This is a genomic window from Shewanella sp. 0m-6 (assembly GCF_052977325.1).
The window spans coordinates 44,832-71,723 of the sequence record NZ_JBRIMD010000017.1; the positions used below are offsets into that span (position 1 = coordinate 44,832).

Consider the following 26,892-nt stretch of genomic DNA (forward strand, 5'->3'; position numbering starts at 1 on the left):
TGCTGTTAGCTTACAGGTAACACTATTGTTACAGCATTTTTACGAGGCGAGCAAGGTTGAAACATGGAAAATCTTTAAAAGATTTCGTCACTTAAGGGAGGTAAGCAAGCAAGAATTTGTTGCTGTATTTAAATCAGTAATTGATGAAGTGGTATGCGTCTACTTTTAAGCTTATATACAATGTAATTACAATAACTTATAAGTTAGATAGCCAATAAAGAATTCATGTTTAAAGCAATCGACCGTTTGAAGTAATTACTCTAACTTTTAATAAGGCTAATTAGGTTTCCTTGGCTATCTACAGTCATAGTAAAATATGCCTTTATACCCTCACGAGTCAAAAAGGGCCGAAAATGCCTAGCGTTAATCCATAATGTTTGGCCATTAAGGTCGATGACTTCAACTTTATTTATCTCGCCTCGATAATAAGGTAAGAATGTTTGATAACTGATATTGAGTGGGAAATTAAATACTTTATTGGGTGCCACGGTGACATTCTCATTAACATAGGGGCTTAGACCTGCAGTAATCGTCTTAACAGGCTAAGACCCCATAACTTTATCGAAGATTAAACCAGTGCTTTAGTGACTTTCTCATATAGATCTTTCGAAAGTGCTTTAATTTCTAAGATTCGCTGCAGTTCGTTCTTCATCAATGCTTGTCTTTGATTATCAAACTTTTTGAATTGGATCAGCGGCGTAATAATCCTAGCTGCGACTTGCGGGTTAAGTTTATTTAACTTAATAATGGCATCGGCCAAAAATTGATAGCCCTGCCCGTCTTTTCGATGGAACTCAAGCGTATTGCCAGCTGCAAATGCGCCGATTAGAGAACGAACTCTATTCGGGTTATTAAAACTAAATGCTTGATGCTCAAATAAAGACTGCAACTTTTCGATGCAATCATGGCTATTTAAGGTCGCATGTAAAGCAAACCATTTATCCATGACCAAAGGAGTATCGATCCACTCTTGTTCAAATTTCCTCATCAATTCATTACGAATAGCTGACGACTCACAATTTAATGCCGATAGAGCGCCTAAACTGTCAGTCATATTATCAGCCGAATCGAACTGTGACTTAGCCACTTCGCCGTAACTTTTCTCTATTTTTAAAAGTAAGCTTAGGCAGATATTTTTTAATGAACGAGCTGCAGCCTCATCGATACTGCTTAACTCACGCACTTTAGCCAATAACTCATCTTCACCGTCTGACGCAATCTCAAGCACAACAAACTCTCTTGCTAATGCGAGGTTATCTAGGTCAACGGCACTTTTCTGTTCAATCAGTGAACCAGCGCTTGGCAGGGTTAGGATCTCAGCCATGAGTGCCTTATCAAGATCTTGTGCCAGGATGACCCCTTTAAAAGCATCAAGGATCCTTGGGTCGATAAACATTGCTTGCTTATGTTGTAATCGTTCAACATTTTGCCACACAGATTGACTAAATAGTGAAACTGATGCTTCCCATTTGGCGACTTCGCTAGTAGCAAAACGCATAATATGAACAAGTTGTTCAATGGAGTAATCAAAACTCAGTTTAACTGGCGCAGAAAAATTTTGCAGTAACGACGGTATAGGCTTTGAAGTCATGCCACTAAAAGTAAAGGTTTGTTGTTTATCAGTAAAATTCAGAACTTCGCTAATAACTGAATCACCATGAGCACTGATCATCTCCACATCAAATGGGATATGTAAGGGCTGCTTATCAGTTTGGCCAGGTGTATCAGGGGTCGACTGAGACAATGTTAGCTTGTAGCTGTTATTTGCAGCATCATAGTGCTCTTCGACTTCAACTTGCGGTGTGCCTGCTTGGCTATACCAGCGTTTAAACTGACTTAAATCAACTTGACTTGCATCTTGCATTGCTGACACAAAATCATCACAAGTCACAGCCTGTCCATCATGACGCTCAAAATATAAGGCCATGCCTTTTTGGAATGCCTGTTCGCCTAATAAGGTATGCATCATTCTAATAACTTCAGCACCTTTATTGTAAACAGTAACCGTATAAAAGTTATTCATCTCAATCACTGACTCGGGTCTGATAGCGTGTGCCATTGGCCCAGAGTCTTCTGCAAACTGTTGGTTCTTCATTACTTTAATGGCATGAATACGGTTTACCGCGCGAGAACCAAGATCAGAACTAAACTCTTGGTCTCTAAATACGGTTAAGCCCTCTTTCAAGCTTAACTGAAACCAGTCTCTGCAAGTTACCCGGTTACCAGTCCAGTTATGAAAGTACTCATGCCCTACAACAGACTCTATTCCATGGTAATCATCATCAGTCGCAGAAGCTTTATCCGCCAATACAAACTTAGTATTAAATACATTGAGTCCTTTATTTTCCATGGCACCCATATTGAAAAAATCGACCGCCACAATCATGTAAATATCTAAGTCATATTCTAAATTAAAGCGACTTTCGTCCCAAGCCATCGACTTTTTAAGTGATGCCATTGCATGGTGAGCTTTATTTAAATTACCTTTATCAACAAATACCTGCAACTTAACCTCACGATTACTACAGGTAGTAAAGCTGTCTTCCAACAGGTCAAAGTCACCTGCTACTAGCGCAAACAGATAAGCAGGCTTTGGGAAGGGATCATGCCACAGTGCGAAATGCCGACCATCTTCTGTGTCACCTGAATCGACCAAGTTTCCGTTACTCAATAAATAAGGGAAGGCCTGTTTATCTGCTTCAATACGCACAGTATAGATAGCCAATACATCTGGGCGGTCTAAAAAGTACGTTATACGCCTAAACCCTTCAGCCTCACACTGAGTACAGTATGCACCATCCGACATATATAAGCCTTCCAGACTGGTATTTGCCTCAGGATCTAACTTAGTCGTTATTTTTAATTCAAATTCATTAAGCTTGGTATCAACAATCAGCTCACCCGACTGCTGTTGAAAAGCAGTATCTTTCCCATCGACGGTAACACTTAGCAGCTCAATCTCATCACCGACGAGGACTAATGCCTCATTATGTTGTCCGTGACGAACAACCTGACTGGTCGCAATGATCTGTGTTTCTTTTCCTGCAAGTGAAAATGCTAAATCGATATGGCTGATCTTAAATTGTGGTTGTTGATAATCTTTGAGGAATTTTGCTTGGGGCTGTGACATGAATAAACCTCTAATTTATTAATTTTGAATTAAAAAAAACGCGCATAAAGCGCGTTTTTTTATTGAGTCGATTTTACTTTTTTTGATTCTTTGCCAATTTTTCAATATCCGCTAAATCTAGCGTGATAAAGGCTGTTTCATCTAAGAAAGCATCGGCCACTTCGACATCATCAGAAATATCATCCAATGACTTAACTTTTTCTTGGCCTTCTCTTACGAGTCGGTCGTTAGCACGATCAAGTTGTTTCTTGTCGTTTGCATCTCGTTCAGCTAGACGTTCCGTCTTAACTAAAGAAACCGTTTTATCATCATGGTTTTCTTTAAACTCAGCAATATCTTGGAAAATATAACTAAATTCAACATCAGATTGAATACGATCTTTATGCTTACCGTCCAAGTTCTGAATAAGCTGCGGATAAATTTCACCAAGTGTACCGTATTGTGCTACTGGTACTTTGTCCCATGGTAATGCATTTTCTTCTTCAGCTTCACCATACTCGCCTGGCTCTAAAGCGCTCGGGAATGGAATATCTGGTGTAACACCCTTAAGCTGAGTACTTCCACCGTTGATGCGGTAAAACTTAGCAATCGTGTACTGCACATGCCCGATAGGCTTTTCGTACATATCATAGATACGACCAAGGCTCTTATGTTGCTGCACCGTACCTTTACCAAAGGTAGACTCGCCAACAATAAGTGCACGGTCATAATCTTGAAGTGCTGCAGCAAAAATTTCAGAAGCCGATGCACTGTATCTGTCAACCATCACGGTTAACGGACCATCATAAGTGACTCGTCCATCATTATCGCGATTTTGTGATACTCGACCGTTCGCATCTCGAATTTGAACCACTGGACCCTGTTCAATAAACAAGCCTGTTAACAACGTTGCTTCAGTTAATGCACCGCCGCCATTGCCACGAAGGTCAATAATAATACCTTCGACTTTAGCTTCTTTTAATTCGGCAAGTTCTTTAGAAACGTCTTTTGACAAATCCATATAAAAACCGGGTATTTGAATCACACCCACTTTACGATTTGCGTAAGGGCCGTCTGTTGGCTCAATCACTTTAGACGTTGCAGCTCTATCTTCTAAACGAATTTTATCGCGAACAATTGTCAATTCGAACGTTTTCGCGTTGGTGCCGCCTTTCTTTGGTAAAATCTCAAGAACAACCTTACTGCCCTTTGGACCTTTAATCAGTTCGACAACATCATCAAGACGCCAGCCGATGACATCAACGATCTCTTTGCCTTCTTGACCTACACCAATAATTCTATCTTCAGGTGATAATTTTTCGCTTGATGCTGCCGGGCCGCCAGCAACCAGACTCTTGATCACTGTATAGTCATCATCGACTTGAAGCACTGCACCAATGCCTTCTAAGCTCAAATTCATTTCCATTTGGAAACGCTCAGCATTTCGTGGGGAAAGATAGCTTGTATGAGGTTCCACTGTGCGGGCGAATGCATTCATTACGCCTTGGAAGACATCTTCGCTATGGGTTTGGCTTAAACGTTTAATCGCATTGTTATAACGTTTCTCAAGGACTTCGACGATTTCATCCCAATTCTTACCAGTAAGAGAGAGGTTTAATGCATCGTATTTTACACGTTGACGCCAAAGCTCGTTTAACTCAGCTTCGGTTGTTGGCCAGTTTGCATCTTCGCGGTCGTATTCATAAACGTCATTAGCAACGTCAAATGCCATCTCTTCATCAAGCAAAGACAATGCATAAGCAAATCGCTCATAGCGACGTTTTTGAACAAGCTCAAACATCTTATAAGCTTGATTCAAATCACCACTTTTCAACATATCATCAAATTCAGATGAATAGCCTTTGAAACTATCGATATCAGACTGCAACAATACATTCTTGCGATAATCTAATTGCTTTAGATATCGATTAAATACCTGTTCAGAGAAGGCGTCATCCATATCAAAACGATGATAGTGGGAGCGAGTGAATAAACCTGTCACTCGTTTACTGGCAACCTTATGTTGCGGTTCCTGCTTAAGAGCGGGCAACTCGCTGAATTGAATAGTAGGGCTTACGGCCCACGCCGAGAATCCGACAAAAATACCGGCAATGGATACAGCCAGAGAAAGTTTTCGCATCAACAAGTTACTCCTTTAGGTGCTAATAAGCCATTACAGCAGTATATGTTCAGCTCTAACTTTGATGGTTAAACCAGAGTCTAACTGAACTTGAACATCTTCTTTTTTGATGTCCAAAATCACACCAGCTACTGGTGCCTTACCTAATTTGACATTAACACGCTGCTTTGGTTTCAGTTCAGCTAAAACCGCAGGTACTAAATTTTCTGCCACAACAGGCTCTTTTGCAGGTTTGCTGCTTTGAGCTTGCTTAGGACGTTTAGCAACTGGCTTCTTAACAGGCTTCTTAGCCGTTTTTGCAGCTGGGTTAGCACTCTTGGCCTGTGCAACTCTTTTCGCCTTAGCTTTGTCTTGGCTCTCTTTTAGTGTAGCTTGAGCATGATCAATGTGCTCTTGCTCTAATTCACCACAAGCATTACCGTCTAAATCAATACGCTGTACGCCTGCTTTCACGCACTTTAAGTAGCGCCAGCTACTCGTGTATCTTCTTAACGCGATTCTGAGCTGAGTTTTACTGACTTTAGAATCATCAGCTAACCTTTCCGCTAAATCTTGAAACAACCCAATTTTTAATGGCTTAGTTTCACCTTCAGCTATAAAGCATAAAGGAAATGTTTCGTACAAATACGCAAGAATAGCGTTGGTATCGGTCAACTTTTCTGTTGATTCCATCTTTACTTCCACAGTTTAAAAAAGGGACACCACCGTAGAGCTTTATCACTCGTATCAGTTAAGTGTCGTTTATATTTGTCTGATCTGCGCATAAACAACAAATGAAAAATCGTTAACATTTGTTTTTATACCTAAAATCAAACCTACCTTAGCAACAATAATACACAAACTCTAAGCATTCATATCTTGAATGTAAACGTGTTTGTTTTTTTCATTACTCAAACCGCTTATTATAGAGAGGCTTCAAATGATTGCGACCTCCAATTAGCGATAATTGGTCGTAGATTAACCAAATAGGCAAAATTCGAGACTTTTTACCAAAGTTTCGACCCCTTGTTGATCAATTTTACTGAACCTTGATAACGATGGGCTATCAATATCCAGCACACCGATAACAGATCCGTTTTGTCGTAAAGGTACAACCAATTCTGAGTTACTGGCACTATCACATGCAATGTGACCTGCAAACTGGTGAACATCATCAATTCGTTGTGTTGAATTTAATGCCACCGCGGTACCACAGACACCTTTACCGACTGGAATGCGAGAACAAGCTACCTTACCTTGAAACGGCCCTAATACTAATTGATCATTTTTCAATAGATAGAAGCCAACCCAATTAAGATCATCAAGGTTGTCATTGATAAAAGCTGAAAAATTTGCCAATGCTGCAATAGTGTCATCTTCATCTGTAAATAATGCCCGCACCTGACGTTCTAGCGTGCCGTAAAAAGCGTCTTCCATTAATACTATCCAACCGTTATATCTAAAACAAAAAAGCATACTTACAACATTCTAACAACAAACCTACCTGCATTAACAAGGAGTTTTATTTTTCTGCCTTGTCCTCAGCTTTTTTAGCTGTTTTCTTAACCGATGCTTTTTTCTCTAGTGATCCACCTTTAAGTAACACTTGCAGGTCATCTTTGTTCTCGGCCAAGAAAAAGCTTAACTTTTCAATATTAACCTCCTCCAAACCTAAGTCACTCTTACTTAAAAACGGGATTAGGTTATCAGCGATATCTAGCATCTTATCGTAGGCATCAGCCTCCTTCTTAGATGTAAAAGTCATCTTTTCAACCCCTTCTCTAACAACTACAAATTGAGTTACAACGGCCATATTCAACCTCACACTGTTTTTATATACAGTAGAGAGTCTCATAGATTGAACTTCTTATGCAAGTTTTCTTGAATATCTGATAAACTTATTCGGTTAATGGCTCTGTATTTTCAATCGCATACGTGAAAATACTCACCTTGCGTACTCGATTAACCGTTTATATCGCAAACTTGGATATTAAAAAAAGATGGCTATGGAAGCAGTAGATAATAGTATTACTTTGTGTCAGTCCTGCGACTTAGTCATTAGGAAGCGAGCACTGCCAACTGGCGTACGTGCTATCTGTCCAAGGTGCCACACCCCTCTTTACGATACGCCATACTGTTCTATCAACGGTATGTTAGCCCTGTGTTTAACGGCGGTTTTCTTTTTCGCACCTGCAAATTTATACCCGGTCTTAGAGCTTGAGTTTCTTGGAAGTATTAGGACAACTACAGTCATAGAGGGGGCGTTATCTGTTTACCAGCAAGGTTATTGGTTAGTGGGTATTGCGGTGTTGGTTTCTGCCGTTGTCGCTCCGGGGCTATTGTTATTATCCATTTTGTCTCAAACACTCATTATTAAGTTCGGGCTCAGTTCTGTCATACTGAGGACGACACTCAAACAATTACTAAAAATTCAAGGAATGCTCACCCAGCTCACCATGCTTGAAATCTATGTCATCAGCTTCCTCGTCGCGGCGTTCAACCTAGCAGATTTTGCCAGTGTCTCTTTTGGTTTTGGTACATTCTGTTTCACCATGTTATTTGTAATGACGTTATTTTTAATGCGCGAGTACGATTTAGAACATATGTGGAGCTTTCTTGATGAACACAAATGACTCAGCAACGCTTGGGAAAGATATCGGCTTAACCTCGTGTCCAACATGTCACAAGGTGACCTGCAGTAAGTCTGCAACATGTAGTCGTTGCGATGCTCCACTTAAGGTTAGAGATTATGACAGTGTCCAAAAAAGTTGGGCGCTGCTAATCACCGCAGCTATTTTGCTGATCCCTGCCAATATTTACCCCATTACAACGCTGACGAATCAGGGACGAGTGACCCAAGACACCATTTTTTCTGGGATCGCTCACCTCGTTAAAACGGACATGATCCCCATCGCAATCATTTTGTTTACTGCGAGTATTTTGGTACCGATCTTAAAAATTGTAGGCTTAACGATTTATTTATCTGCAATCAGTTTCAAACTCCCTATTTCGAAAAAGAAGTTAATGACTGGCTTTCATATTATTGAATGGATTGGTCGATGGTCGATGCTCGACTTATTTGTTATTTCACTTACTGTAGCTGTCGTTAATATGGGACAGTTACTCGACGCTAAGCCGGCTCCAGCAGCAACTGCATTCGCCTTAGTTATTTTACTCACGCAGCTCGCTGCAAAAGTTATAGATACCCGATTACTCTGGGATAGATTGGAAGCAAAAGATGACTCAAGTACAAACGCCTAAAGTCGTAAAGAAAAAGTTATTCTCACCGATTTGGTTATTACCCATTATTGCACTTGCATTAGGCGCGTGGCTTGGGGTGAAGAGCATACGCGAGTCGGGAATTGAAATTACGATTCATTTCCCTAGTGCCACAGGAATGGACATAGGTAAAACCTTAGTCAAGTACCAAGGGCTTACAGTGGGTAAAGTCGTTGATATGAGTATTGATGATGATCTTCAAGGCGTAAACGTCTCAGTTCTCATGGATTATCGTGCCGCACCATTTATCAACCAGGGGACCAAGTTTTGGTTGGTTAAACCTAAAGCAACAATCACCGGCATCGAAGGTCTAGATACCCTTTTTTCTGGTAATTACATTAGTATGTTACCCGGTGGCGGCGACTCAAGATCCTATTTTGAAGCAGAAACAACTGCCCCCGTCATCACACCCGGCGTAGAAGGACTAATTGTCCATATCACTTCTGACAAATTAGGTTCTCTTGATGTGGGTTCTCCTATCTTTTACAGACAGATCCCAGTAGGACAAGTAGTTGGTTATCATCTTGAAAGTGCGGAACAAATTCTAGTAACAGCATTTATTCAACAGCAATATGCTGAGCTAGTTAAAACCGACTCTCAATTTTGGAATGTCTCGGGGATCAGCATCGATGCCTCCTTATCTGGTGTAAAAGTCAGTAGCGAAAGTTTAGCCTCGATACTTGCAGGTGGCATTAGCTTTAGCTCCAATACCTTATCTGAACCCGTGGAAAATAAGCATGAATTCACGTTATATGACAGCCAAGATGACGCCTTAGGCGGATTGCAATTTAACCTACTCGCAAGTGGTACCGACGCCGTATCTCAAAATACCGCCATTGTTTATCGTGGGATCCAGATAGGCCAGGTAACTCATAAAGCATTAAGTGATGATGGCGTTGTGTTATCTGCAAGAATTGATAACGCCTATAAAGAGTTACTCACTGAAAGTGCTGATTTCTGGTTGGAAGGCGCCGATATATCTCTATCCGGTATAAAGCACCCTGAACGTTTAATCACAGGTAGTGTAATTAACTTCATTCCAGGTACAGGAGCTGCAAAACAACAATATTCATTGTTAACACAGCAACCTGAGCCCACAAATACTGGTAAACTGCTCCTCACGCTGCACGCAAAAAGCAACCCAGGTATTAGCGCCGGTGCAGAAATTCGCTATAAGCAGATCAAGATTGGTCACGTACTATCCAGTCAGCTCAATAAAACTTTTACTCAAGTAGAATATCAAGCTGAAATAGACGCTGACTTTGCGACGCTTATCAGCGCAAATAGCCACTTTATTGCAGAGTCTGCATTAACCATAGATGCGAGTCTCGATGGTGTTAAAGTCAGTACCCGTGATCTGACGACTTTGACTAGTGGCGCGTTAAGCTTAGTTAGAGGCACAAACAAAGCCTTGGCAAAGAGCGGCGACTCGCTGTATGTTTTTGGCAACAGCAAACAGGCTACGTCTTTTTTCAATAATCAAAAGCTTATAAAAAGAAGACTCTACAATCAAGATGGCGCAGATCTCACTGCTGGCTCTCCTATCTATTACAAGAAAATGCAAATAGGCCAGGTGTCTGGCGTAGAGTGGCAAGCCACAAATAATGACTTTGCAATTGATATCGCTATCGAACGTGACTTTAAAAGTTTACTCACTGATCAAACTATCTTTTGGCGTAACAGTGCTGTATCAATCAATGCCAGTTTAAGTGGCGTTGAGGTTGAAGTCGCGCCATTAATGGGAGCTTTAAAAGGCGGAATAAGCCTTGGCTTGCTTGAAGGTAATACCGTCGCAAACGGCACCGCGCTTTATGAAAGTAAGTTCCTTGCATTCAGCCAGGCGGTACCCATTCAGCTCACCTTCCCTGCGACCGTAAAATTAACCCGCAAAGCAGCCATTCGGTATTTAGGCCATAAAGTCGGTGAAATTGAGTCGGTAACCTTAGCCGCCAATTTAAAGCAGTTAAATGTTACTGCTTATTTATATGGTGAATATGCCACTAATTTTAATCAAAAAGATGCCTCGTATTCTGTTGTCGATGCGGATATTTCTTTAGCTGGGATTAAAGCGCCTGAAACCCTGATAACCGGTGCCTATATTGAAGTCTTCCCGGGACAAAGCAACATCAAGGCGACAACCTTTGTTGGACAAGTTGATACGCCATTTCATAATATCGATGGTGCGTTAACCTTTAATTTAAGTAATAGCACCTTAGGCTCGGTTAAGTCAGGAACAGCCATTTTCTTTAGAGGGATAAACATTGGCCAAGTCGATAGTTATGCTCTTTCAGATCAAGGCACTGGCGTTGTAATGCACGTTCATATTAAAAATAAGTATCAACATCTTGTAAACCAAACCAGTGTGTTTTGGGATCTCTCAGGCGTAAAAGTTGATCTTGGCCTATTCTCAGGCGCGCAAATCGAGACAGGTTCGTTGGAAACAATTTTAGCCGGTGGCATCGGGGTCGCAACACAAGAAACCACCACGGTAGCAAACACCATCAACAACGACCAAACATTTACGCTTCAGTCTGATTTTGATGCAAAATGGATGACTTGGTCACCAGTACAAACACCTAAAGCAGACTAACGATTCAGCTGCTAAGAAATATTAACTAACAGTTGATAACTTGGAAATGATAGTTAATAACGATTATCTACCAACTGAATAGAAAAACGAGGCTATAAGGCCTCGTTTTTTTATGTCTGTCAGCATGTTTGCTAATGGGAAAATGCCATGTGATCGCCGAGCAATTATGTCATCTATTCGCCTTGAATTAGTTTGCCCAAAAACACTCTGAGTAGAACAACTACTTATTTTGATTGGTATCATCAACCATAAAAATGGTAGCAGACCAGTATCGCCGCGATGATCCCCGCTAAATCTGCAAATAAGCCACAAGCTAACGCGTGCCTGCCATTACGGATCCCAACAGCACCAAAATAAACGGCCAATACATAAAATGTCGTCTCGGTGCTGCCTTGCAATATTGCAGCTAAGCGACCAGCAAATGAATCCACTCCATAGTGCTGCATGGTTTCAAGCATCATAGCCCTAGCCCCTGAGCCACTAAAAGGTTTCATGATAGCTGTAGGCATGGCATCAACAAAGCGTACATCCCCTCCAGCAAAAGCGACTAAGCCTGCTATAAGCTGTAGCAAATAATCGAGCGCACCGGAAGCTCTGAGTAACGCAATAGCGAGTAACATCGCCAGTAAGTATGGGATTAGCTTTATGGACTGCGCAAAGCCCTCTTTCGCACCTTCTATAAATTCATCATAAACTGCAACCTTTCGGATACCAGCAACCAGTACAAAACTAAAAATAAGCAGCAATAAAATACCGTTACCAAGGCTGGTACTGATTTCACCAATAGCCGATACAGATAAGGTACTTAAATAAAATACCAAGCCGATAATGGAAGATAAAATGATACCGGCATAACCCAGTACCACAGTATTGAGTAAAGATAACCTTTGTACTATCGCGACTACCGTTAGACCTGCCAGTGTCGATGCCGTTGTTGCCAGTAAAATCGGCAGAAAAATATCAGCTGGTGCGACAGCTCCCTGCTGAGCACGATACAAAAATACTGTGACAGGCACTAAAGTTATAGAAGAGGTATTTAACACTAAGAACAGGATCTGGGCGTTAGTCGCAACGCTCTTATTAGGGTTTAAGGTTTGTAGATCTTGCATTGCCTTGAGGCCTAACGGCGTTGCAGCATTATCTAAACCCAGCATATTGGCAGTCAAATTCATGGTGACGCTACCAAAAGCCGGGTGCCCTCTAGGTACCTCTGGCATCAGTTTAGCGAGTAAAGGTTCAAACATTTTAGAGAATAAGCCAACGACCCCCGCCTTTTCGCCAACACGCATCAAGCCCATCCACAGTGATAATACACCGATTAAGCCCAATGCGATTTCAGCGGCTAATTTTGAACTCGAAAAAATGGCACTGACACTTTCTGAAAGTACTTGAGTATGGCCTGTTAGCACCTGCGCCAAAATAGCGAATAATGCGGTTGCAAAAAAGCCAAACCAGATCTTATTTAGCACTCAAGTTCCCTCTTATCATTTGGTAAATCTGTTATAATCCCGCTACTTTACCGCATTATCTTCGACATATGGCTCATTTTAATCAGAATTTTCTCGACAATATTGAACGTGATCTCCCTTCTCACCTTTCAATGGAAGACTTTATTGCTTACAGCAATAAACCGTTACGTCTCTCTATTCGGGTCAATACACTCAAAATTAGTACCGCAAGCTTTATTGACTTAATGTCAGAAAAAGGCTGGAGCTTTGAGCCTATTCCATGGTGTGACCAAGGTTTCTGGGTGACGATAAGCAGTGATATACAGTTAGGTAATACTGTCGAGCACTTACAAGGCTTATTTTACATTCAAGAAGCCAGCTCAATGCTACCGCCTACAGCGCTGTTTGACTCACATGCCAAAAATGAGAATGCTCTTGGCCTATTAGAGCAAACCTGTGTTTTAGACATGGCTTCAGCGCCGGGCTCCAAAACAACGCAAATAGCCGCACTGATGAACAACCAGGGGCTTTTAGTCGCTAATGAGTATTCAGCCAGCCGTGTAAAAGTCTTGCATGCTAACGTGGCGAGAATGGGCGTATCAAACTGTGCCCTCACCCATTTTGACGCTAGAGTTTTCGGTGAGTATCTATTTGAAACATTCGACGCAGTATTACTCGATGCCCCCTGCAGTGGCGAAGGCACAATACGTAAAGATCCAGACGCATTAAAAAACTGGGATAACAATGACAATAAAGGCATTGTAGTCACTCAGAAAGCGTTAATTGAATCCGCTTTTCTTGCATTAAAGGTTGGCGGAAGCTTAGTTTATTCCACTTGTGCATTGAGTCGTCAAGAAAACCAAGATGTTTGCCATCATTTAAAAAGTGTCTTTGGCGAGGCGGTTGAATTTACCTCGTTAACTGCGCTATTTTCCGGCGCTGATAAAGCATGTACCGAAGAAGGATTTTTACATGTATGGCCGCAGATTTATGATAGTGAGGGCTTTTTTGTCGCAAAGATCCGCAAAGTATCAGCTGTAGAGCGCATCTTACCTGAACCTAAAAAGCAAAAGAACTTTCCATTTACAGCTGCAAAGACCAAGCAAATTGAAGAGTTAACGGCTTATTTTGAAGATTCATTTGCCATTACATTACCTACGAATGCAGAGATCATGGTACGTGATTTAGAGTTTTGGTTGTTCCCAAAAGCGGTTATGCCACTTATAGGTAAAATGCGATTTCAGCGAATAGGGATTAAGCTCGCGGACGCATTAAAGAAAGGCTATAAGGTTCGACACGAAGCGGTCTTGGCACTCTCATCACCCACTCGGTTTGAACTCAGCGACGAGCAAGCGAAAGAGTTCTTAATGGGCCGCGATATCAGTTTAGCCGAAAAAGTTAAACCTCAGGGAGAAGTGATTGTCAGTTATGCCGGTAACCCTCTTGGTGTAGCAAAGCACCTAGGCAATAAATTAAAAAACAATCTTCCCAGAGACTTAGTTAAAGATAAGATTGCGTTATATCAGTAATACTAGTCTCATCTATACATAAATAGTTACATTTGGGTGGCGAGCATTAAAAAATAACCACCCACAATCTGTAAGGCTGGTCTACACTCTATATCATTAGTCATTAGATAAATGCTGATTAGCCTTATTTTACCATTATGGTTATCAACGGTAGTGGTAATCAACAGTAGCGCACGGCTCCCAGTGAGCCATTCCCCTAGACCCAGAACAATTGGAATAGTTTTGGGTCTTTTTTTGCCTGTAATTTAGCCTAAACCTCAGCATTAAAGTATGCAGGCTAGTATTGGTTAGCGTCCAGCGAGTTTTGCAGCGTCTTTAAACAAATTAAAGAAATTATCCGTTGTATACTGTGCCAGTTCAGGGTATTTCTCACCTCTAAGCTCAGCGACAAATTCCGCGACATCACGTACAAATGCAGGTTGATTCTCTTTACCTCGATGAGGAACCGGTGCTAAATAAGGAGAGTCCGTCTCTACCAATAATCTGTCTTTTGGTACCTTGCGGATCACATTACGTAGATCGCCAGCATTTTTGAATGTAACAATACCTGAAACCGAGATGTAAAAGCCTAGATCTAAAGCTTGTTTCGCCATTTCCCAGCTTTCAGTAAAGCAGTGTAAGACACCACCAACAGAATCAGCATTGCCTCGCTTTAAAAAGTTAATAGTATCTTCACGGGCATCGCGAGTATGAATAATAAGAGGCTTATTAACTTTAACAGCCAGATCTATCTGCTGCTCAAAACAAGTTTGTTGCAGTGTTTTTGTCTCATTGGCATAAAAGTAATCGAGCCCTGTTTCGCCAATAGCAATGACTTTCTCATCACGGGCAAACTGCTCAACCTCTTCGATGTTTAGACCTTCTTGCACATCTAACGGGTGTACACCTGCAGACAAAAAAACCTCATCAAAGGCAGCCATTTTTTGCTTCATTTCGGTGAAGCCTTGCTGCCTGACATTCACACAAAGAAAATAAGCAATATCGCGGGCTTTTGCTGCGGTAATGATCTCTTGTAGTGAAGCCTGATCTGGCGCGGTTTTAAGACGGTCTAAATGACAATGTGAATCGATAAGCACAGTGAAAGTCCAACAAACAACAAAAAGGACAGCAAGTCTAACCAGCTACATAGTGCAGGTCAAATCTCCAGAGGCCAGTTCACGAGAAAGAAGCTGTTCGATATGATGTTTATGAAAATCAGGCTCGGATAAAATTTTTATGCCGACTCCTGCAGGACGCCCTCCCGATGCACCTAAAGGATTAATCCAGATCACCGAACCTTTGAAGTCGTGATGCTGTGAGCCACTAGGGAGTTGATAACGAACCATGATCTCTTGTCCAAGACTGAAGCGTTCAGCACTAGCAACAAATATACCTATCGGTTTGATAAATGGCATATAAGCGCGGTAAAGCTGCTGTAAAGACTCAAATTTGACAACAAGATTCATCATAGATTTTTATTGGCTCATTAGCTGGTTATACTCAATTGTTAATCCTTCAAACAATGCCAACGAATTAACGTTTGGCATCACCGACAAGCGTGTTTCTAATTGCATCACTTTTGCTGCAAAATTTGCCAGCTTAGCTCTGAGCAAAGGGTCGATTTCTTGCTTTTTCACTAATATTCGATGCACCACTAAGTATAAAACGTTAAGCGCGTCAGAAATTTGCTTTTCATTAACATTTATTAAACTATCACACAGGTGTCCTGACGACAAACTTTGTATCCAGCCTTTTCTGTATGATACCAATGTCTTATCTCGGCCGCTCTCGACTGCCGAAAGGATAGCTAAGGGCCCTCCCACAACAGGTAAGCACCAGCTCAAATCTTCATTAGTCGATAACTCTTGCTGTAACCATTGCTTAACAATTGATTTGCTTGGCATTTCCAGATGAAGTCTCTGGCAACGACTACTAATCGTTGCGAGTAAGCGACTGGGTGAATTGGTTTGTAAAAACAAAATGGTATCTTTGCCGGGCTCTTCTAATGTTTTAAGCAATGCGTTCGCTGATGCCTGATTCAAACGTTCACTGTTTAAAATAACCGCAATCCGCCTTCCGCCCTGTTGTGGCGTTGTGGTTAGCTTTTGGCACAGCTCACGAATTTGATCTACCTTAATCTGTGCGCCATCTGCTTCAACTCGGTATAGATCAGGATGACTATTTGCCTCAACAAGTTGGCAAGGCTTACAGGAGCCACAGCTTCCAGTTCGGCCAACTTGTTTGCATAACGCAGCCTTGGCAAGCTCAAGCGTTAACGCTTCACCGCCGTAACCCACATCCATCGCAACCAGATAAGCATGGCCAACACGAGCCGTTTTCAATTGCTCTGAAAACGTTTCAATTGTATGTTGCAGCCAAGGGAGCTGTGTCATATTACCAACTCTGCTGCTGAAGAATGGCAATAATGTCCTTATGCACCTGAGCCATACTTTGGCTGGCATCGACAATTTTTATTGAATCATCGCTATCTGCAAATGATAAGAAAGTGGCACGAGCACGGTCAAAGAACTCAATTTCTTGCAGCTCAATACGATCAAGCTCACCCCGTCGAGCTGCGCGCTCAAGCCCTAACTTAGGGTCAATATCTAGGTAAAGGGTCAGGTCTGGTTTAAAACCTTTAAGCGTGGCATCACTGATAGCTGAGACTAATGGCATTAATCTTCTACCACCACCTTGATATGCAAGTGAAGACAAGTTGTGTCTATCACCTAATACCCACTCACCTTTAGCTAAAGCAGGTTTGATAACGTTTGCAACCAATTGTGCTCTTGCTGCGTAAAACAGCAAACACTCAGCTTCATCACATAAGGGATCGCTGTCATTGGCGACTTTAACTAAGTCACGCATCTGCTCAGCGAGTGGCGTTCCTCCCGGTTCACGAGTACAAACAGGAGCTTGCCCTATATGTTTTTCAATAAAATCTCTAACCAATGCGATTGCACTTGATTTACCCGCCCCCTCAAGCCCTTCAATCACGATAAACTTGGCGGAATGTTCAGTTTGTGTATTCATCGATTTCTCTGATATTTATTCACTGCTCGATTATGCTCTGTCAGTGTTTTAGAAAAAATATGGCTACCATCATTTCGTGATACGAAATAAAAATAATCAACGTCAGCGGGATGCGCGGCGGCTTGTATTGCTGCTAAACTGGGTGCAGCAATTGGCGTGGGTGGTAACCCATTAATTCTGTATGTATTAAATGCGGTCGTTTCACGCAGATCTTTACGAGTGATATTGCCAGCATATCTGTCGCCCATGCCGTAAATAACCGTTGGGTCCGTTTGTAATCGCATGCCTTTACGTAAACGATTGACAAATACTGCAGCTATCCAGGGGCGCTCGCTTGCTTTACCTGTTTCTTTCTCAATAATTGAGGCTAAGATGAGTAACTCATAAGCCGATTTTAACGGTAAGCCTTGCTGACGTCCTTGCCAGGCTTTTTCAAGCTCAAGCTTCATTTTCAAATAACTTTTATTGAGTAAGGCCTGATCAGTAGAGCCAGCTCGATAATGATAAGTGTCTGGGAAAAACTTCCCCTCAGGCAAACCGGAGTCATCACCATTGGCAACAAGTACCTGGTTAAACACATCTTGCTCTTGCTGCAACCTTGCTTGCTGTTCCAGTATGAGTAACCACTCTTTAACCGTTTGCCCCTCTAATAGGGTCACACCGAAAGACTTCTCTTTACCGCTAATGATTTTAGCCATCAGACTATTGAGGCTTTCGTTTGGTGTAACTTCATAAAGGCCTGAGCGAATGTGTGCTAACTCTGGTTTTAAACGTACAAGCCATTTAAGTTTCCAGCCTTCGTCGATTAACTGTTCAGTTTCCAAAACAGAGATAAATTGATTAAATGTGGTTCCCCGTTTAATCGTTAACTCTTGTACAGAGGTGGCTTTTATTGGTTGTTCACCATAGGCAAGTAGTGTTTGGTAGCACCAATATCCCGCCATGGCTGCGATAGTAAGAAGAGTAAATCCGGTTGCGAAGACGCTGATTATAATTTTTTTCATAGTGTCAAACTGAGTTGTTCTCTTAAGCTTGGAGTCCAAGTTGCTGGTGTAAATGTAAAATCGTCAATCCTTACAATATCGACAAGTCCAAAAAGGCTATTAGTGATAAACGCATGCTTTACCTGGTTAAGCCTACTGTACTGGATATCTGTTACTTCTATTTTATGACCCATTTGTAAAAGCTGGTGCATGACTTGCTCTCGCATCATACCCGCCACTCCCGCATAACTCATTCGTGGTGTAACGAGCTTTTCATCGACAACAAAGAAGATGTTAGCCATCGATGACTCAATAATATTATCTTCAAAGTCAATGACTAACCAGTCATGTATTCCTTCAGGTAATTCAATTGACTTGATAAGCACTTGCTCTAGGCGATTGCAGTGTTTTATCCCCGCAAGTTTGGGCTGCTTACCCAATGACACAGGCGAAAGAGCTAGCCCTACCCCCTGCTGTTGCCACTTTTTATAGTGTGCAGGAAAATCACTCACAGACACAATTTCAGTTACGTTTAGCGGCTCAGAGCGATCAGTGTTATGAGCGCTATTTTGCGGAGTCGAAACACTGCAGGCATTAGCGGATTGATTCGACAACTCCGCAGTGATTATATCTGCTGCTAAATTCGGTCTATTTACAGGCGCACTATAACCTCGTCCGCCAACACCTCGAGTAAGTAAAAGTTTGATACAAGAGTGCGGATTGGCTTGCGCTAATGTGTGTAATTGCTGTTGAAGCGCAGGCGAAACTGCCCAGTGAAACCCTAAACGATAAGCGCCTTGAGTAAGACGCTCCATATGTGCGGTAAAAAACAGGATCTCACCTTGGTCTACTCGCATAGTCGCAAATAAACCGTCACCATAAGCTAATCCCCTATCAAGGGGATCAACATTTATGCCGGGCTGTCCATTTACCCAAACCTTAGGCATTAGCAAAGCAGGCTTCACTCTCTAGTTCTGTTAAACCCATGTTTCGCTAGAGTCCCTTATATTTAAAATTGCCTTATTTCGCGAGCAGGTGCTGTATACGTGCCTTGAGAATATCAGTTGCGATTCGGTTTTTACCACCACGAGGCACGATAATATCAGCGTACTGCTTAGATGGCTCAATAAACTGTAGGAACATTGGACGCACAGTCTCAGTATACTGTTGCATAACCGATTCCATCGTTCTTCCGCGCTCAGCGACATCACGAGATAAACGGCGCATAAAACAAATGTCTAGTGGTGTATCCATAAACACAGATGCGTCCATCTCTTTACGCAGAGCAGGATCGGTTAGCAACAAAATCCCTTCAAGAATAATGACTTTCTTAGGGGTAAGTGTCACTTTCTGTTCAGTACGAGTATGCTCTGTATAACTATAAACAGGTACATCAACTGCATGACCTGCTTTAAGCTCACGCAAATGCGTGCATAATAGTTCATGATCCAATGCTTTAGGATGGTCATAGTTAGTCAATACACGTTGATCCATCGACAGATGGCCTTGGTCGCGATAATACGCATCTTCTGCAATCACACCAATTTGATCTGTACCTAAATCACGGCAAAGTTCTTCGTAAATCGTTTTAGCGATAAGACTTTTACCTGACGCAGACGCGCCCGCGATACCAATTACAACACAATCTTTAGAATTCATTAAAATAGACCTTATTCGTCATCAGACATGCTAATTGATACTTTAGGCTGTGCTTGACATAAAGCAAGCTGTGCCCCGACCTTTCTAGCGATTTCACGATATATACCAGCGACTTGACTTGACTCATCAGCCACTACTGTTGGCGTACCTTTATCCATATCTTCACGGATATTCAATTGCAGCGGCAATTGACCAAGCAATGGCACATTGTAGCGAGTTGCCATTTTTTGGCCGCCTTCAGCACCAAATGGATGATCTTTATGACCACATTCAGGGCAAAGGTGGAAGCTCATGTTTTCAACAATACCCAGTACAGGAATGTTCACTTTCTGGAACATACTCACGCCTTTTTTAGCGTCCGCCAAGGCGATATCCTGAGGGGTCGTCACAATCACAGCACCACTCACTGGTACTTTTTGTGAAAGTGTTAATTGAATATCACCGGTTCCTGGTGGCATATCAATCACTAAGTAATCCAGCTCTGGCCACTCAGTTTCAGTCAGCAATTGTACTAATGCACCCGCCGCCATAGGACCACGCCATACCGCAGCTTGGTCGCCATCAAGCATAAAGCCAATAGACTGCGCGACAATGCCGTGAGCTATTGCCGACGTCATAATCTTGCCATCTGGCGATACAGGCTTGAAATCTTCAACACCTAACATCATAGGAATTGATGGGCCATAAATATCAGCATCTAAAATACCAACACTGGCACCTTCTGCAGCTAACGCTAGCGCTAGGTTAACGGCTGTAGTTGATTTACCCACACCGCCTTTGCCCGATGCCACAGCAATCACTTGCTTAATGTTTGGCAAAGGTTCAACTGCACTAATTGCTGAAACGGTTTCTGGTTGGAAGTCAATTTCACATTCAACTTCGTCAATTGCATCCAATACAGCTAACTCTTTAGTCACAGCCATAACGATATCACGGTACAGTGTCTGGCACGGGTACGCGTAACATAGGCCGAGCTGTAGTCGCTTACCTTCAATGGCAAGCTTGGTTACCATACCAGCGCTTAACAAACTCTTGTTCAAATACGTGTCTTGAAACGTATCTAGAATCGCTAATACCTGGCTGAGTAGATCATCATCAAGATGATAATTTGGATGAGTTGAAGACAAAATGCAGACCCCCTAAATATGATTTGCGCAATTGTACCAGATATTCTGGCAAACATTAGTCTAGATTTAATCCACTTGTGCGAGCTTTTGATGAAACTATCTATTGGATCGGTTAGTATCTATGCCATTCTAATTAGGTTCCCAGCGATTTTGAGAAAAGATGGCAAATTCACAACGTAAAATCCTCGTCACTAGTGCACTTCCGTATGCTAACGGTCCAATCCATTTGGGTCACATGCTTGAGTATATTCAAACCGATATTTGGTCACGTTTCCAAAAGCTACGTGGGCACGAATGTCACTACATCTGCGCTGACGATGCTCATGGCACGCCAATCATGCTTAAAGCACAACAGATGGGTATTGCACCAGAAGAGATGATTGCTCAAGTTCAAAAAGAGCATGAAAAGGATTTTGCTGACTTCAATATTCAATTTGACAACTTCCACAGCACTCACAGTGATGAAAACCGTGAGCTAGCGAGTCAAATTTATATCAAGTTACGCGACGCGGGTTATATTAAAACCAAAACCATTTCACAGTTATTTGACCCTGAAAAGTCAATGTTCCTGCCTGACCGTTTTGTAAAAGGCACTTGCCCACGTTGTAAGTCAGAAGATCAGTATGGCGACAACTGTGATAACTGCGGCGCCACTTACAGCACCACTGACTTGATCAATCCTAAGTCTGCTGTATCGGGTGCGACACCAATCATGAAAGACACTGAACACTTCTTCTTTGACCTGCCAGCATTTGAAGGCATGTTAAAAGAGTGGATCAACTCAGGCTCTCTACAACAAGAGATGGCCAATAAGCTGGGAGAGTGGTTTGAGCAAGGTCTGCAGCAGTGGGATATTTCTCGCGATGCACCTTACTTTGGCTTTGAGATCCCAGATGCACCCGGTAAATTCTTCTACGTTTGGTTAGATGCGCCAATCGGCTACATGGGTTCATTTAAAAACCTATGTGATAAGCGTGATGATCTAAACTTTGACGATTTCTGGAGCAAAGATTCTACAGCTGAAGTTTATCACTTCATCGGTAAAGATATCGTTTACTTCCACAGTCTCTTCTGGCCAGCCATGCTTGAAGGTGCAGGTCTGCGTAAGCCTACCAGTGTTTATGCACATGGTTATGTGACAGTTAACGGCGCTAAGATGTCAAAGTCTAAAGGTACCTTTATTAAGGCACGTACTTACCTTGATAACCTAGATCCAGAATATCTTCGTTACTACTACGCGGCTAAGCTTAGCAGCAGAATCGATGATTTAGACTTGAATCTAGAAGATTTTGCCCAGCGCGTAAACTCAGATTTAGTCGGCAAGTTGGTTAACCTGGCGTCACGTACCGCAGGCTTTATCAGTAAGCGTTTTGACGGCAAGCTCGCTAAAATTGCAGACACTAGCCTGACGACAAGTTTCTTAGCTAAGCAAGAAATCATTGCGAACTTCTATGAAACCCGTGAATACGGCAAAGCGATGCGTGAAATCATGGCACTTGCTGATATCGCTAACGCTTATGTCGCTGACTCAGCGCCATGGCAGTTAATTAAAGAAGAAGATAAGCAAGAAGAAGCGCATCAGGTTTGCAGTAATGCACTTAACCTGTTCCGGATCTTGGTGACCTACCTTAAGCCTGTGCTACCTAAACTTGCTCAAGATGTTGAAGCCTTCTTACAGATGGAATTGACTTGGGACAATTTAGATGTCGATCTTGCTGATCACGAAATTGCTAAATTCAAAGCCTTGATGCAACGCGTTGAGATGAAGAGTATTGAAGCAATTATCGAAGCGTCAAAAGAAAACCTGCAAGTGACTGCAGAGCCTGAAGTGAAGCAAGAGATTAAGACTCCGCTTGAGCAAGATCCTATCGCTGAAGAGATAAGCTTTGATGATTTCGCTAAAATTGATCTGCGTATTGCGCGCATTGCAAAAGCTGAACACGTTAAAGAAGCCAACAAGCTCTTACGACTAGAGCTAGATTTAGGCGGTGAAACCAAGCAAGTCTTTGCCGGTATCAAGTCAGCTTACGCTCCAGAAGATCTAGAAGGTAAGCTTACTGTCATGGTCGCTAACCTTGCCCCACGTCAAATGCGCTTTGGTGTATCTGAAGGCATGGTATTGGCCGCAGGGCCTGGTGGCAAAGATCTTTGGATCATGGAGCCACATGAAGGCGCGCAGCCTGGCATGAAAGTGAAGTAACCCCAATATCGGGTTTAGAGTCATTCAAAACAAAAAAAGCCGCTAATTAGCGGCTTTTTTATTATCAAATGTTTGTTATATTAAGCTGTTATACCGGATTCACGATATCAACAAAGTGATGCTTAACCCCAAACTGCTCTGCTAGATGTGCGCCTAACGCCTGAATACCATAAAGCTCGGTAGCATGATGGCCAGCAGCATAATACTGTACGCCTTGCTCTACTGCGCAGTGATAAGTGCGCTCAGACACTTCACCACTGATAAAGGCATCAATCCCCATACTTGCTGCAATATCAATATAATCCTGTGCGCCGCCGGTACACCAAGCCACAGTGCTAACCATGGCATCTTGGCAGCCTAAATGCTGGCATTGACGGTTTAGCTTATTAGAGATCTGTTGATTAAAGTCACTAGCCATTGTGGGCGTTGCCAGCTTTCCTCGCCAAATTAAACCTTGGGCTACATTGTCGATAACTTCAGCCTCCACGATCCCCAACACTTTTGCTAACTGGACATTATTGCCAATCTCAGGATGCGCATCTAACGGTAAGTGATAGCCAAATAAATTAATATCATTTGTCAGCAAGGCCTTAATACGCTTTTGTTTCATGCCTACAATCACTTCTGGTTCACTTTTCCAGAAAAATCCATGATGAACCAAAATAGCGTCTGCGTTCAACTCAATGGCAGCATCAATCAACGCCTGACAAGCTGTGACACCTGTTACTATGGTATTGATCTGTAGCTTACCTTCAACCTGCAATCCATTTGGTGCATAGTCTTTAAAGTTCGAAATTTGTAAAAAACTTGCCAAATATTGGCTTAATTCGGTCCGAGTCATAAATCCGCCAAGAATACTCAAAAATGCATTTTAACCTATTGTTACTACAAATATATAGTTGAAGCAGAAACACGCCATTTATAATCATTGCTCAAATATCACACCGACTTAGCTCACCAATTAGGCTAAAGTGCTCAAAACATCATAGAAATTCAGCCAGATCCGGCTAAAATTGGACTTTACGGTACATTAAACGATAAAATCATTACAAACCTTCAAGTACACACAAAAATAAACAGGTTATTATTATGTCAAAACTGACCAAAGAAGAAGTTATCAGCTCACTTGAGACAGCACTAACTCAGCGTGATGGCCAAGCTGTTAAGATTGAACAGAAAGGTAGCTGGTACAAAATCGATGGCGGTAAATCTTTACGCTTTAGTGAGTTAGAAGCGATGTTAGCTGAAGTTGGCGGCAATAGTGCCCCTGTAGCAGCTAAAGTAGAAACAAAGACCGTTGCGGCTAAGCCAGCCGCTAAGAAAGCAACAGTGAAAAAAGCGGCTAAACCTGCAGCCAAAAACGGTGGTAAAACACCAAAAGAACTTTGGCGTGAAAAGCTAGCGGGTAAAGGTCAACTACCTCGCGGTTTCTAAGCTTCATTGATTAAGACTGATTGAAGAGGCAATCCCCCTTGCTAGCTTCGATTAATAAAAAACTCCGTCACTTTAGGGTAACGGAGTTTTTTATTATCTAATACGTTAAAACATTAGCAATTTTTAGTTTTGTTTAAACGTTAACCCATAAACGCTAGTTGTGCCGCTAACCTCATTGCCAATCACTAACAGAGGCTGTGCTGTTGGACTGTTTTCTGCTCCAATAAACTTCATTCCTTCTGGACCTAAATCGCCCGCTAAGGTCGCATCGCCTACCACCTCACCTGTATCGGTATTAATTTCAAAATCGGCATCGAAATCTCGGTTAACAAGATAATCAACAAAGCTGACCTCGAAAGGGTTACTGATATCGTAAATCATAAAGCCACCATTGCGCTCAAGGCCTATAAAAGCGTAATACTTGCCAGCAATCTTGCCGATAGCTAACGCTTCAGGTTCTCCGGCTTTATCGTCACTTCGACTATCACCTTTGTTCTCATCATTATTGTTATTAAACTGCTCACCAAGAACGGCGGCTGTGATTCTGGAAAAATCAGATGCTGAGTCAAAGACTTGCTCCCCTTGCTCATCCCAAATAGAAAATGAACGCGCACCATAACTAATGATTTGATCCATATCGCCATCATTGTCGCTATCGCCCATACTTGTGGTGACTTTTAAACGGCCAAGTTGAGTTTTATCTTGCGCGGCAATAAGCTGCGGGTGTGCAGGATCTAAGATTAAATCGTCTGCTCGTGCTTCTTCAGAAAAACCATCATAATCTCGTGCATCGCCTTCATTCGCAGTGACAATAAAATTAGCACCTTTCCATTGGTAGCTTTGAATAGTATCTGGCTGATACATGCCATAAACATCTTTATAGGCAACGAAGTTAACTCGATTATCCTTATCACTGGCATCAATTTTATTTTGTTCAATACCATAATCTTTAAGCCCGAGCGCCAATATTGAATCAATCGTTTTGCTCTTTAGATCAATCACTGCAATGGCATTATTCTCCTGTAATGACACATAAGCTTTAGTATTATCTTCACTCACTGCGATATATTCAGGCTCAAGATCTTGAGCGACGCTCGCCCCGGGTCCATTCACTTTAATTAATGGACTCAGTTCATCTTCTCTCAAAGCGCCAACATTAAACGCTGTAAAGCCTATTTCTGTCGCAGTAGGTTCAGGAGTGCCATCTTTGATTTCAATCACTGAAATGCTCCCTTCAGGATCGACACTGTACGCCGAGTTAGGCTCACCTTCGTTAGCCACTAACAGCAATGACCCATCTCGGTTAAAGACAACATTATCAGGTAAATAACCAACCTCAACCTGTTGGATCAATTCACTTTCACCACTATTGTCTAAACGATAAAACGCAATATAGCCGCGTCCCTGCCGACTATTACCTTTATCATCTGCGCGCTCTACCGCTACAGCAAGTAGATCACCATATACGCTTAAACTGTTTACACCACCCAACCTTTGCAAGTTTAAATCCGCACTGACATCAATATCGGTAAGTTTATTGATGTTATTGAGCGCTAATGCCCCCGATCCAGTCACTGCATCATCTAAACTCAAACTTGCACCGTCTAAAACATCGACTTTTCCGCTTTTAGCGTTCACGACAAAGATCCGTTGTGAGTCCACATGGAAATCAACAATCTCTGCAGCACTTAACCCGTAAATATGACTCTGATAGCGGCCAATCAACTCTGCGGTCAGCCCCCCTTGAGAGCCATTGGTACTTTCCTTACAAAGATACTGAGTTTGAGTCGTATCAATCTCGCTGTCATCTAACATACCATTTGAATTTGAATCTAATCCTGTGGTCAGCATTTGTCCGCCTAATGGACATTGGTCATTGCCTAGTGCAAGTTCAGAGACTGACACGAGCGCATTCATTCCATCTTGGCCAGCCGCGCCCTGATCACCATCATCACTACAAGCGGTAACCCAACAAGCTGCAAGTAAAACTGGGAGCAGCTTAAATTGATTATTCATTATTATTCCTTTCATCCATCTTCAGGGTAAGAAAGCCGGCATTATCGACGACTTGTAAACACAAGCATTGTTTAAAGCCACCCAATTTAGGTCTAATAAAAGACGCTAAGATGACAGCTACAAGACATTTTTAAGACAATCTTTAACGGACAATAAAGGTACTCGCTACAGAAAAGAGACACTGGAAAGACAAAGATGTTTGCTTACAAATTGCCTGGGCTAACGCGGAAAATAAAGCTCAACAAGGATTGATTATTAAGTTTAAAACGCTAATATAATGGCATCTGACACTTTAGTTATTCCTTACATTAAAGTGTTCCTTTCATTCGCTAAACCCGTTATTTACCTGTTTAGACCGCAATGTAAGTACCACCAGATCGAGTACAT

At 42.1% G+C, this 26,892-nt stretch carries 23 protein-coding genes; 6 read left to right on the forward strand and 17 right to left on the reverse strand.

Annotation, left to right across the window (positions count from 1 at the left end; all coding sequences use genetic code 11):
* Nucleotides 1-260: 260 nt before the first annotated feature.
* The 6 genes from ACVBJC_RS13735 to ACVBJC_RS13760 form a co-directional block, all read right to left on the reverse strand.
* Nucleotides 261-488: a DUF2835 domain-containing protein gene (locus ACVBJC_RS13735; protein ID WP_439267608.1), complete on the reverse strand. Its 228-nt coding sequence runs from the start codon at nt 486-488 to the stop codon at nt 261-263.
* 80 nt (nt 489-568) lie between these two features.
* The gene (gene pepN, locus ACVBJC_RS13740) at nt 569-3,130 is read right to left on the reverse strand and encodes an aminopeptidase N (RefSeq protein WP_447161330.1); all 2,562 of its coding nucleotides are present in this window, start codon (nt 3,128-3,130) and stop codon (nt 569-571) included.
* A gap of 73 nt (nt 3,131-3,203) precedes the next feature.
* Entirely contained in the window at nt 3,204-5,249 is a 2,046-nt protein-coding gene (gene prc, locus ACVBJC_RS13745; RefSeq protein WP_447161331.1) for a carboxy terminal-processing peptidase, read from the reverse strand.
* A gap of 33 nt (nt 5,250-5,282) precedes the next feature.
* Complete coding sequence (gene proQ, locus ACVBJC_RS13750) at nt 5,283-5,921, reverse strand: RNA chaperone ProQ (protein WP_447161332.1); 639 nt, start codon at nt 5,919-5,921, stop codon at nt 5,283-5,285.
* 285 nt (nt 5,922-6,206) lie between these two features.
* Complete coding sequence (locus tag ACVBJC_RS13755) at nt 6,207-6,665, reverse strand: GAF domain-containing protein (RefSeq protein WP_447161333.1); 459 nt, start codon at nt 6,663-6,665, stop codon at nt 6,207-6,209.
* An 85-nt stretch (nt 6,666-6,750) separates the two neighbouring features.
* Nucleotides 6,751-7,041, reverse strand: coding sequence for a YebG family protein (locus ACVBJC_RS13760; protein WP_447161334.1), 291 nt, complete (start codon nt 7,039-7,041; stop codon nt 6,751-6,753).
* Between the two features lie 187 nt (nt 7,042-7,228).
* Here ACVBJC_RS13760 and ACVBJC_RS13765 point away from each other — a divergent pair, with 187 nt between their 5' ends.
* From ACVBJC_RS13765 to ACVBJC_RS13775, 3 genes are read left to right on the forward strand one after another with little or no spacing between them, the layout of a single operon-like run.
* Nucleotides 7,229-7,861, forward strand: a complete 633-nt coding sequence (locus ACVBJC_RS13765; RefSeq protein ID WP_447161335.1) for a paraquat-inducible protein A — start codon at nt 7,229-7,231, stop codon at nt 7,859-7,861.
* Entirely contained in the window at nt 7,848-8,489 is a 642-nt protein-coding gene (locus tag ACVBJC_RS13770) for a paraquat-inducible protein A (protein ID WP_447161336.1), read from the forward strand. The genes ACVBJC_RS13765 and ACVBJC_RS13770 overlap by 14 nt, the downstream gene beginning before the upstream one ends.
* Nucleotides 8,467-11,097: an MlaD family protein gene (locus ACVBJC_RS13775; RefSeq protein WP_447161337.1), complete on the forward strand. Its 2,631-nt coding sequence runs from the start codon at nt 8,467-8,469 to the stop codon at nt 11,095-11,097. Before ACVBJC_RS13770 ends, ACVBJC_RS13775 begins: the two co-directional genes overlap by 23 nt.
* Before the next feature lie 242 nt (nt 11,098-11,339).
* Here ACVBJC_RS13775 and ACVBJC_RS13780 read toward each other — a convergent pair whose 3' ends face one another.
* Entirely contained in the window at nt 11,340-12,566 is a 1,227-nt protein-coding gene (locus tag ACVBJC_RS13780; protein ID WP_447161338.1) for a nucleoside recognition domain-containing protein, read from the reverse strand.
* Nucleotides 12,567-12,634: 68 nt separating this feature from the next.
* Between ACVBJC_RS13780 and rsmF the strand changes: the two genes are divergently transcribed.
* Nucleotides 12,635-14,074 carry a 16S rRNA (cytosine(1407)-C(5))-methyltransferase RsmF gene (rsmF, locus tag ACVBJC_RS13785; protein WP_447161339.1) on the forward strand — a complete coding sequence of 480 codons (1,440 nt, stop codon included), beginning with the start codon at nt 12,635-12,637 and terminating at the stop codon, nt 14,072-14,074.
* A 287-nt stretch (nt 14,075-14,361) separates the two neighbouring features.
* Here the strand turns inward: rsmF and ACVBJC_RS13790 are convergent, their stop codons facing one another.
* From ACVBJC_RS13790 to apbC, 8 genes are all read right to left on the reverse strand, one after another.
* Nucleotides 14,362-15,150: a TatD family hydrolase gene (locus ACVBJC_RS13790; protein WP_447161340.1), complete on the reverse strand. Its 789-nt coding sequence runs from the start codon at nt 15,148-15,150 to the stop codon at nt 14,362-14,364.
* A 45-nt stretch (nt 15,151-15,195) separates the two neighbouring features.
* Complete coding sequence (locus ACVBJC_RS13795; protein WP_447161341.1) at nt 15,196-15,522, reverse strand: PilZ domain-containing protein; 327 nt, start codon at nt 15,520-15,522, stop codon at nt 15,196-15,198.
* Nucleotides 15,523-15,528: 6 nt separating this feature from the next.
* Nucleotides 15,529-16,446 (reverse strand): DNA polymerase III subunit delta', encoded by a 918-nt coding sequence (gene holB / locus ACVBJC_RS13800; RefSeq protein ID WP_447161342.1) that lies wholly within the window; start codon nt 16,444-16,446, stop codon nt 15,529-15,531.
* A 1-nt stretch (nt 16,447) separates the two neighbouring features.
* Entirely contained in the window at nt 16,448-17,086 is a 639-nt protein-coding gene (gene tmk, locus ACVBJC_RS13805) for a dTMP kinase (protein WP_447161343.1), read from the reverse strand.
* Nucleotides 17,083-18,090: an endolytic transglycosylase MltG gene (gene mltG, locus ACVBJC_RS13810; protein ID WP_447161344.1), complete on the reverse strand. Its 1,008-nt coding sequence runs from the start codon at nt 18,088-18,090 to the stop codon at nt 17,083-17,085. The genes tmk and mltG overlap by 4 nt, the downstream gene beginning before the upstream one ends.
* Entirely contained in the window at nt 18,087-19,016 is a 930-nt protein-coding gene (pabC, locus tag ACVBJC_RS13815; protein ID WP_447161380.1) for an aminodeoxychorismate lyase, read from the reverse strand. Before pabC ends, mltG begins: the two co-directional genes overlap by 4 nt.
* Before the next feature lie 73 nt (nt 19,017-19,089).
* Nucleotides 19,090-19,728: a uridine kinase gene (gene udk / locus ACVBJC_RS13820; RefSeq protein ID WP_447161345.1), complete on the reverse strand. Its 639-nt coding sequence runs from the start codon at nt 19,726-19,728 to the stop codon at nt 19,090-19,092.
* A gap of 11 nt (nt 19,729-19,739) precedes the next feature.
* Nucleotides 19,740-20,855 (reverse strand): iron-sulfur cluster carrier protein ApbC, encoded by a 1,116-nt coding sequence (apbC, locus tag ACVBJC_RS13825; RefSeq protein ID WP_447161346.1) that lies wholly within the window; start codon nt 20,853-20,855, stop codon nt 19,740-19,742.
* A gap of 160 nt (nt 20,856-21,015) precedes the next feature.
* On the opposite strand from apbC, the gene metG reads away from it, so the two are divergent.
* The gene (metG, locus tag ACVBJC_RS13830; protein ID WP_447161347.1) at nt 21,016-23,055 is read left to right on the forward strand and encodes a methionine--tRNA ligase; all 2,040 of its coding nucleotides are present in this window, start codon (nt 21,016-21,018) and stop codon (nt 23,053-23,055) included.
* A gap of 88 nt (nt 23,056-23,143) precedes the next feature.
* Here the strand turns inward: metG and ACVBJC_RS13835 are convergent, their stop codons facing one another.
* Nucleotides 23,144-23,896 (reverse strand): Nif3-like dinuclear metal center hexameric protein, encoded by a 753-nt coding sequence (locus ACVBJC_RS13835; protein WP_447161348.1) that lies wholly within the window; start codon nt 23,894-23,896, stop codon nt 23,144-23,146.
* A 248-nt stretch (nt 23,897-24,144) separates the two neighbouring features.
* Between ACVBJC_RS13835 and ACVBJC_RS13840 the strand changes: the two genes are divergently transcribed.
* Nucleotides 24,145-24,489, forward strand: coding sequence for a hypothetical protein (locus ACVBJC_RS13840; RefSeq protein ID WP_447161349.1), 345 nt, complete (start codon nt 24,145-24,147; stop codon nt 24,487-24,489).
* Between the two features lie 123 nt (nt 24,490-24,612).
* Here the strand turns inward: ACVBJC_RS13840 and ACVBJC_RS13845 are convergent, their stop codons facing one another.
* Nucleotides 24,613-26,505 carry a choice-of-anchor I family protein gene (locus ACVBJC_RS13845; RefSeq protein ID WP_447161350.1) on the reverse strand — a complete coding sequence of 631 codons (1,893 nt, stop codon included), beginning with the start codon at nt 26,503-26,505 and terminating at the stop codon, nt 24,613-24,615.
* Nucleotides 26,506-26,892 lie beyond the last annotated feature (387 nt).

What these genes read in the sequence shown, in the direction of transcription:
- udk (WP_447161345.1), bottom strand. Translation starts at nt 19,728, where the DNA reads ATGAATTCTAAAGATTGTGTTGTAATTGGTATCGCGGGCGCGTCTGCG.
- ACVBJC_RS13770 (WP_447161336.1), top strand. Translation starts at nt 7,848, where the DNA reads ATGAACACAAATGACTCAGCAACGCTTGGGAAAGATATCGGCTTAACC.
- ACVBJC_RS13845 (WP_447161350.1), bottom strand. Translation starts at nt 26,505, where the DNA reads ATGAATAATCAATTTAAGCTGCTCCCAGTTTTACTTGCAGCTTGTTGG.
- prc (WP_447161331.1), bottom strand. Translation starts at nt 5,249, where the DNA reads ATGCGAAAACTTTCTCTGGCTGTATCCATTGCCGGTATTTTTGTCGGA.
- ACVBJC_RS13765 (WP_447161335.1), top strand. Translation starts at nt 7,229, where the DNA reads ATGGCTATGGAAGCAGTAGATAATAGTATTACTTTGTGTCAGTCCTGC.
- ACVBJC_RS13775 (WP_447161337.1), top strand. Translation starts at nt 8,467, where the DNA reads ATGACTCAAGTACAAACGCCTAAAGTCGTAAAGAAAAAGTTATTCTCA.
- ACVBJC_RS13760 (WP_447161334.1), bottom strand. Translation starts at nt 7,041, where the DNA reads ATGGCCGTTGTAACTCAATTTGTAGTTGTTAGAGAAGGGGTTGAAAAG.
- ACVBJC_RS13795 (WP_447161341.1), bottom strand. Translation starts at nt 15,522, where the DNA reads ATGATGAATCTTGTTGTCAAATTTGAGTCTTTACAGCAGCTTTACCGC.
- holB (WP_447161342.1), bottom strand. Translation starts at nt 16,446, where the DNA reads ATGACACAGCTCCCTTGGCTGCAACATACAATTGAAACGTTTTCAGAG.
- mltG (WP_447161344.1), bottom strand. Translation starts at nt 18,090, where the DNA reads ATGAAAAAAATTATAATCAGCGTCTTCGCAACCGGATTTACTCTTCTT.
- ACVBJC_RS13755 (WP_447161333.1), bottom strand. Translation starts at nt 6,665, where the DNA reads ATGGAAGACGCTTTTTACGGCACGCTAGAACGTCAGGTGCGGGCATTA.
- pepN (WP_447161330.1), bottom strand. Translation starts at nt 3,130, where the DNA reads ATGTCACAGCCCCAAGCAAAATTCCTCAAAGATTATCAACAACCACAA.
- rsmF (WP_447161339.1), top strand. Translation starts at nt 12,635, where the DNA reads ATGGCTCATTTTAATCAGAATTTTCTCGACAATATTGAACGTGATCTC.
- metG (WP_447161347.1), top strand. Translation starts at nt 21,016, where the DNA reads ATGGCAAATTCACAACGTAAAATCCTCGTCACTAGTGCACTTCCGTAT.
- tmk (WP_447161343.1), bottom strand. Translation starts at nt 17,086, where the DNA reads ATGAATACACAAACTGAACATTCCGCCAAGTTTATCGTGATTGAAGGG.
- ACVBJC_RS13840 (WP_447161349.1), top strand. Translation starts at nt 24,145, where the DNA reads ATGTCAAAACTGACCAAAGAAGAAGTTATCAGCTCACTTGAGACAGCA.
- pabC (WP_447161380.1), bottom strand. Translation starts at nt 19,016, where the DNA reads ATGCCTAAGGTTTGGGTAAATGGACAGCCCGGCATAAATGTTGATCCC.
- ACVBJC_RS13835 (WP_447161348.1), bottom strand. Translation starts at nt 23,896, where the DNA reads ATGACTCGGACCGAATTAAGCCAATATTTGGCAAGTTTTTTACAAATT.
- proQ (WP_447161332.1), bottom strand. Translation starts at nt 5,921, where the DNA reads ATGGAATCAACAGAAAAGTTGACCGATACCAACGCTATTCTTGCGTAT.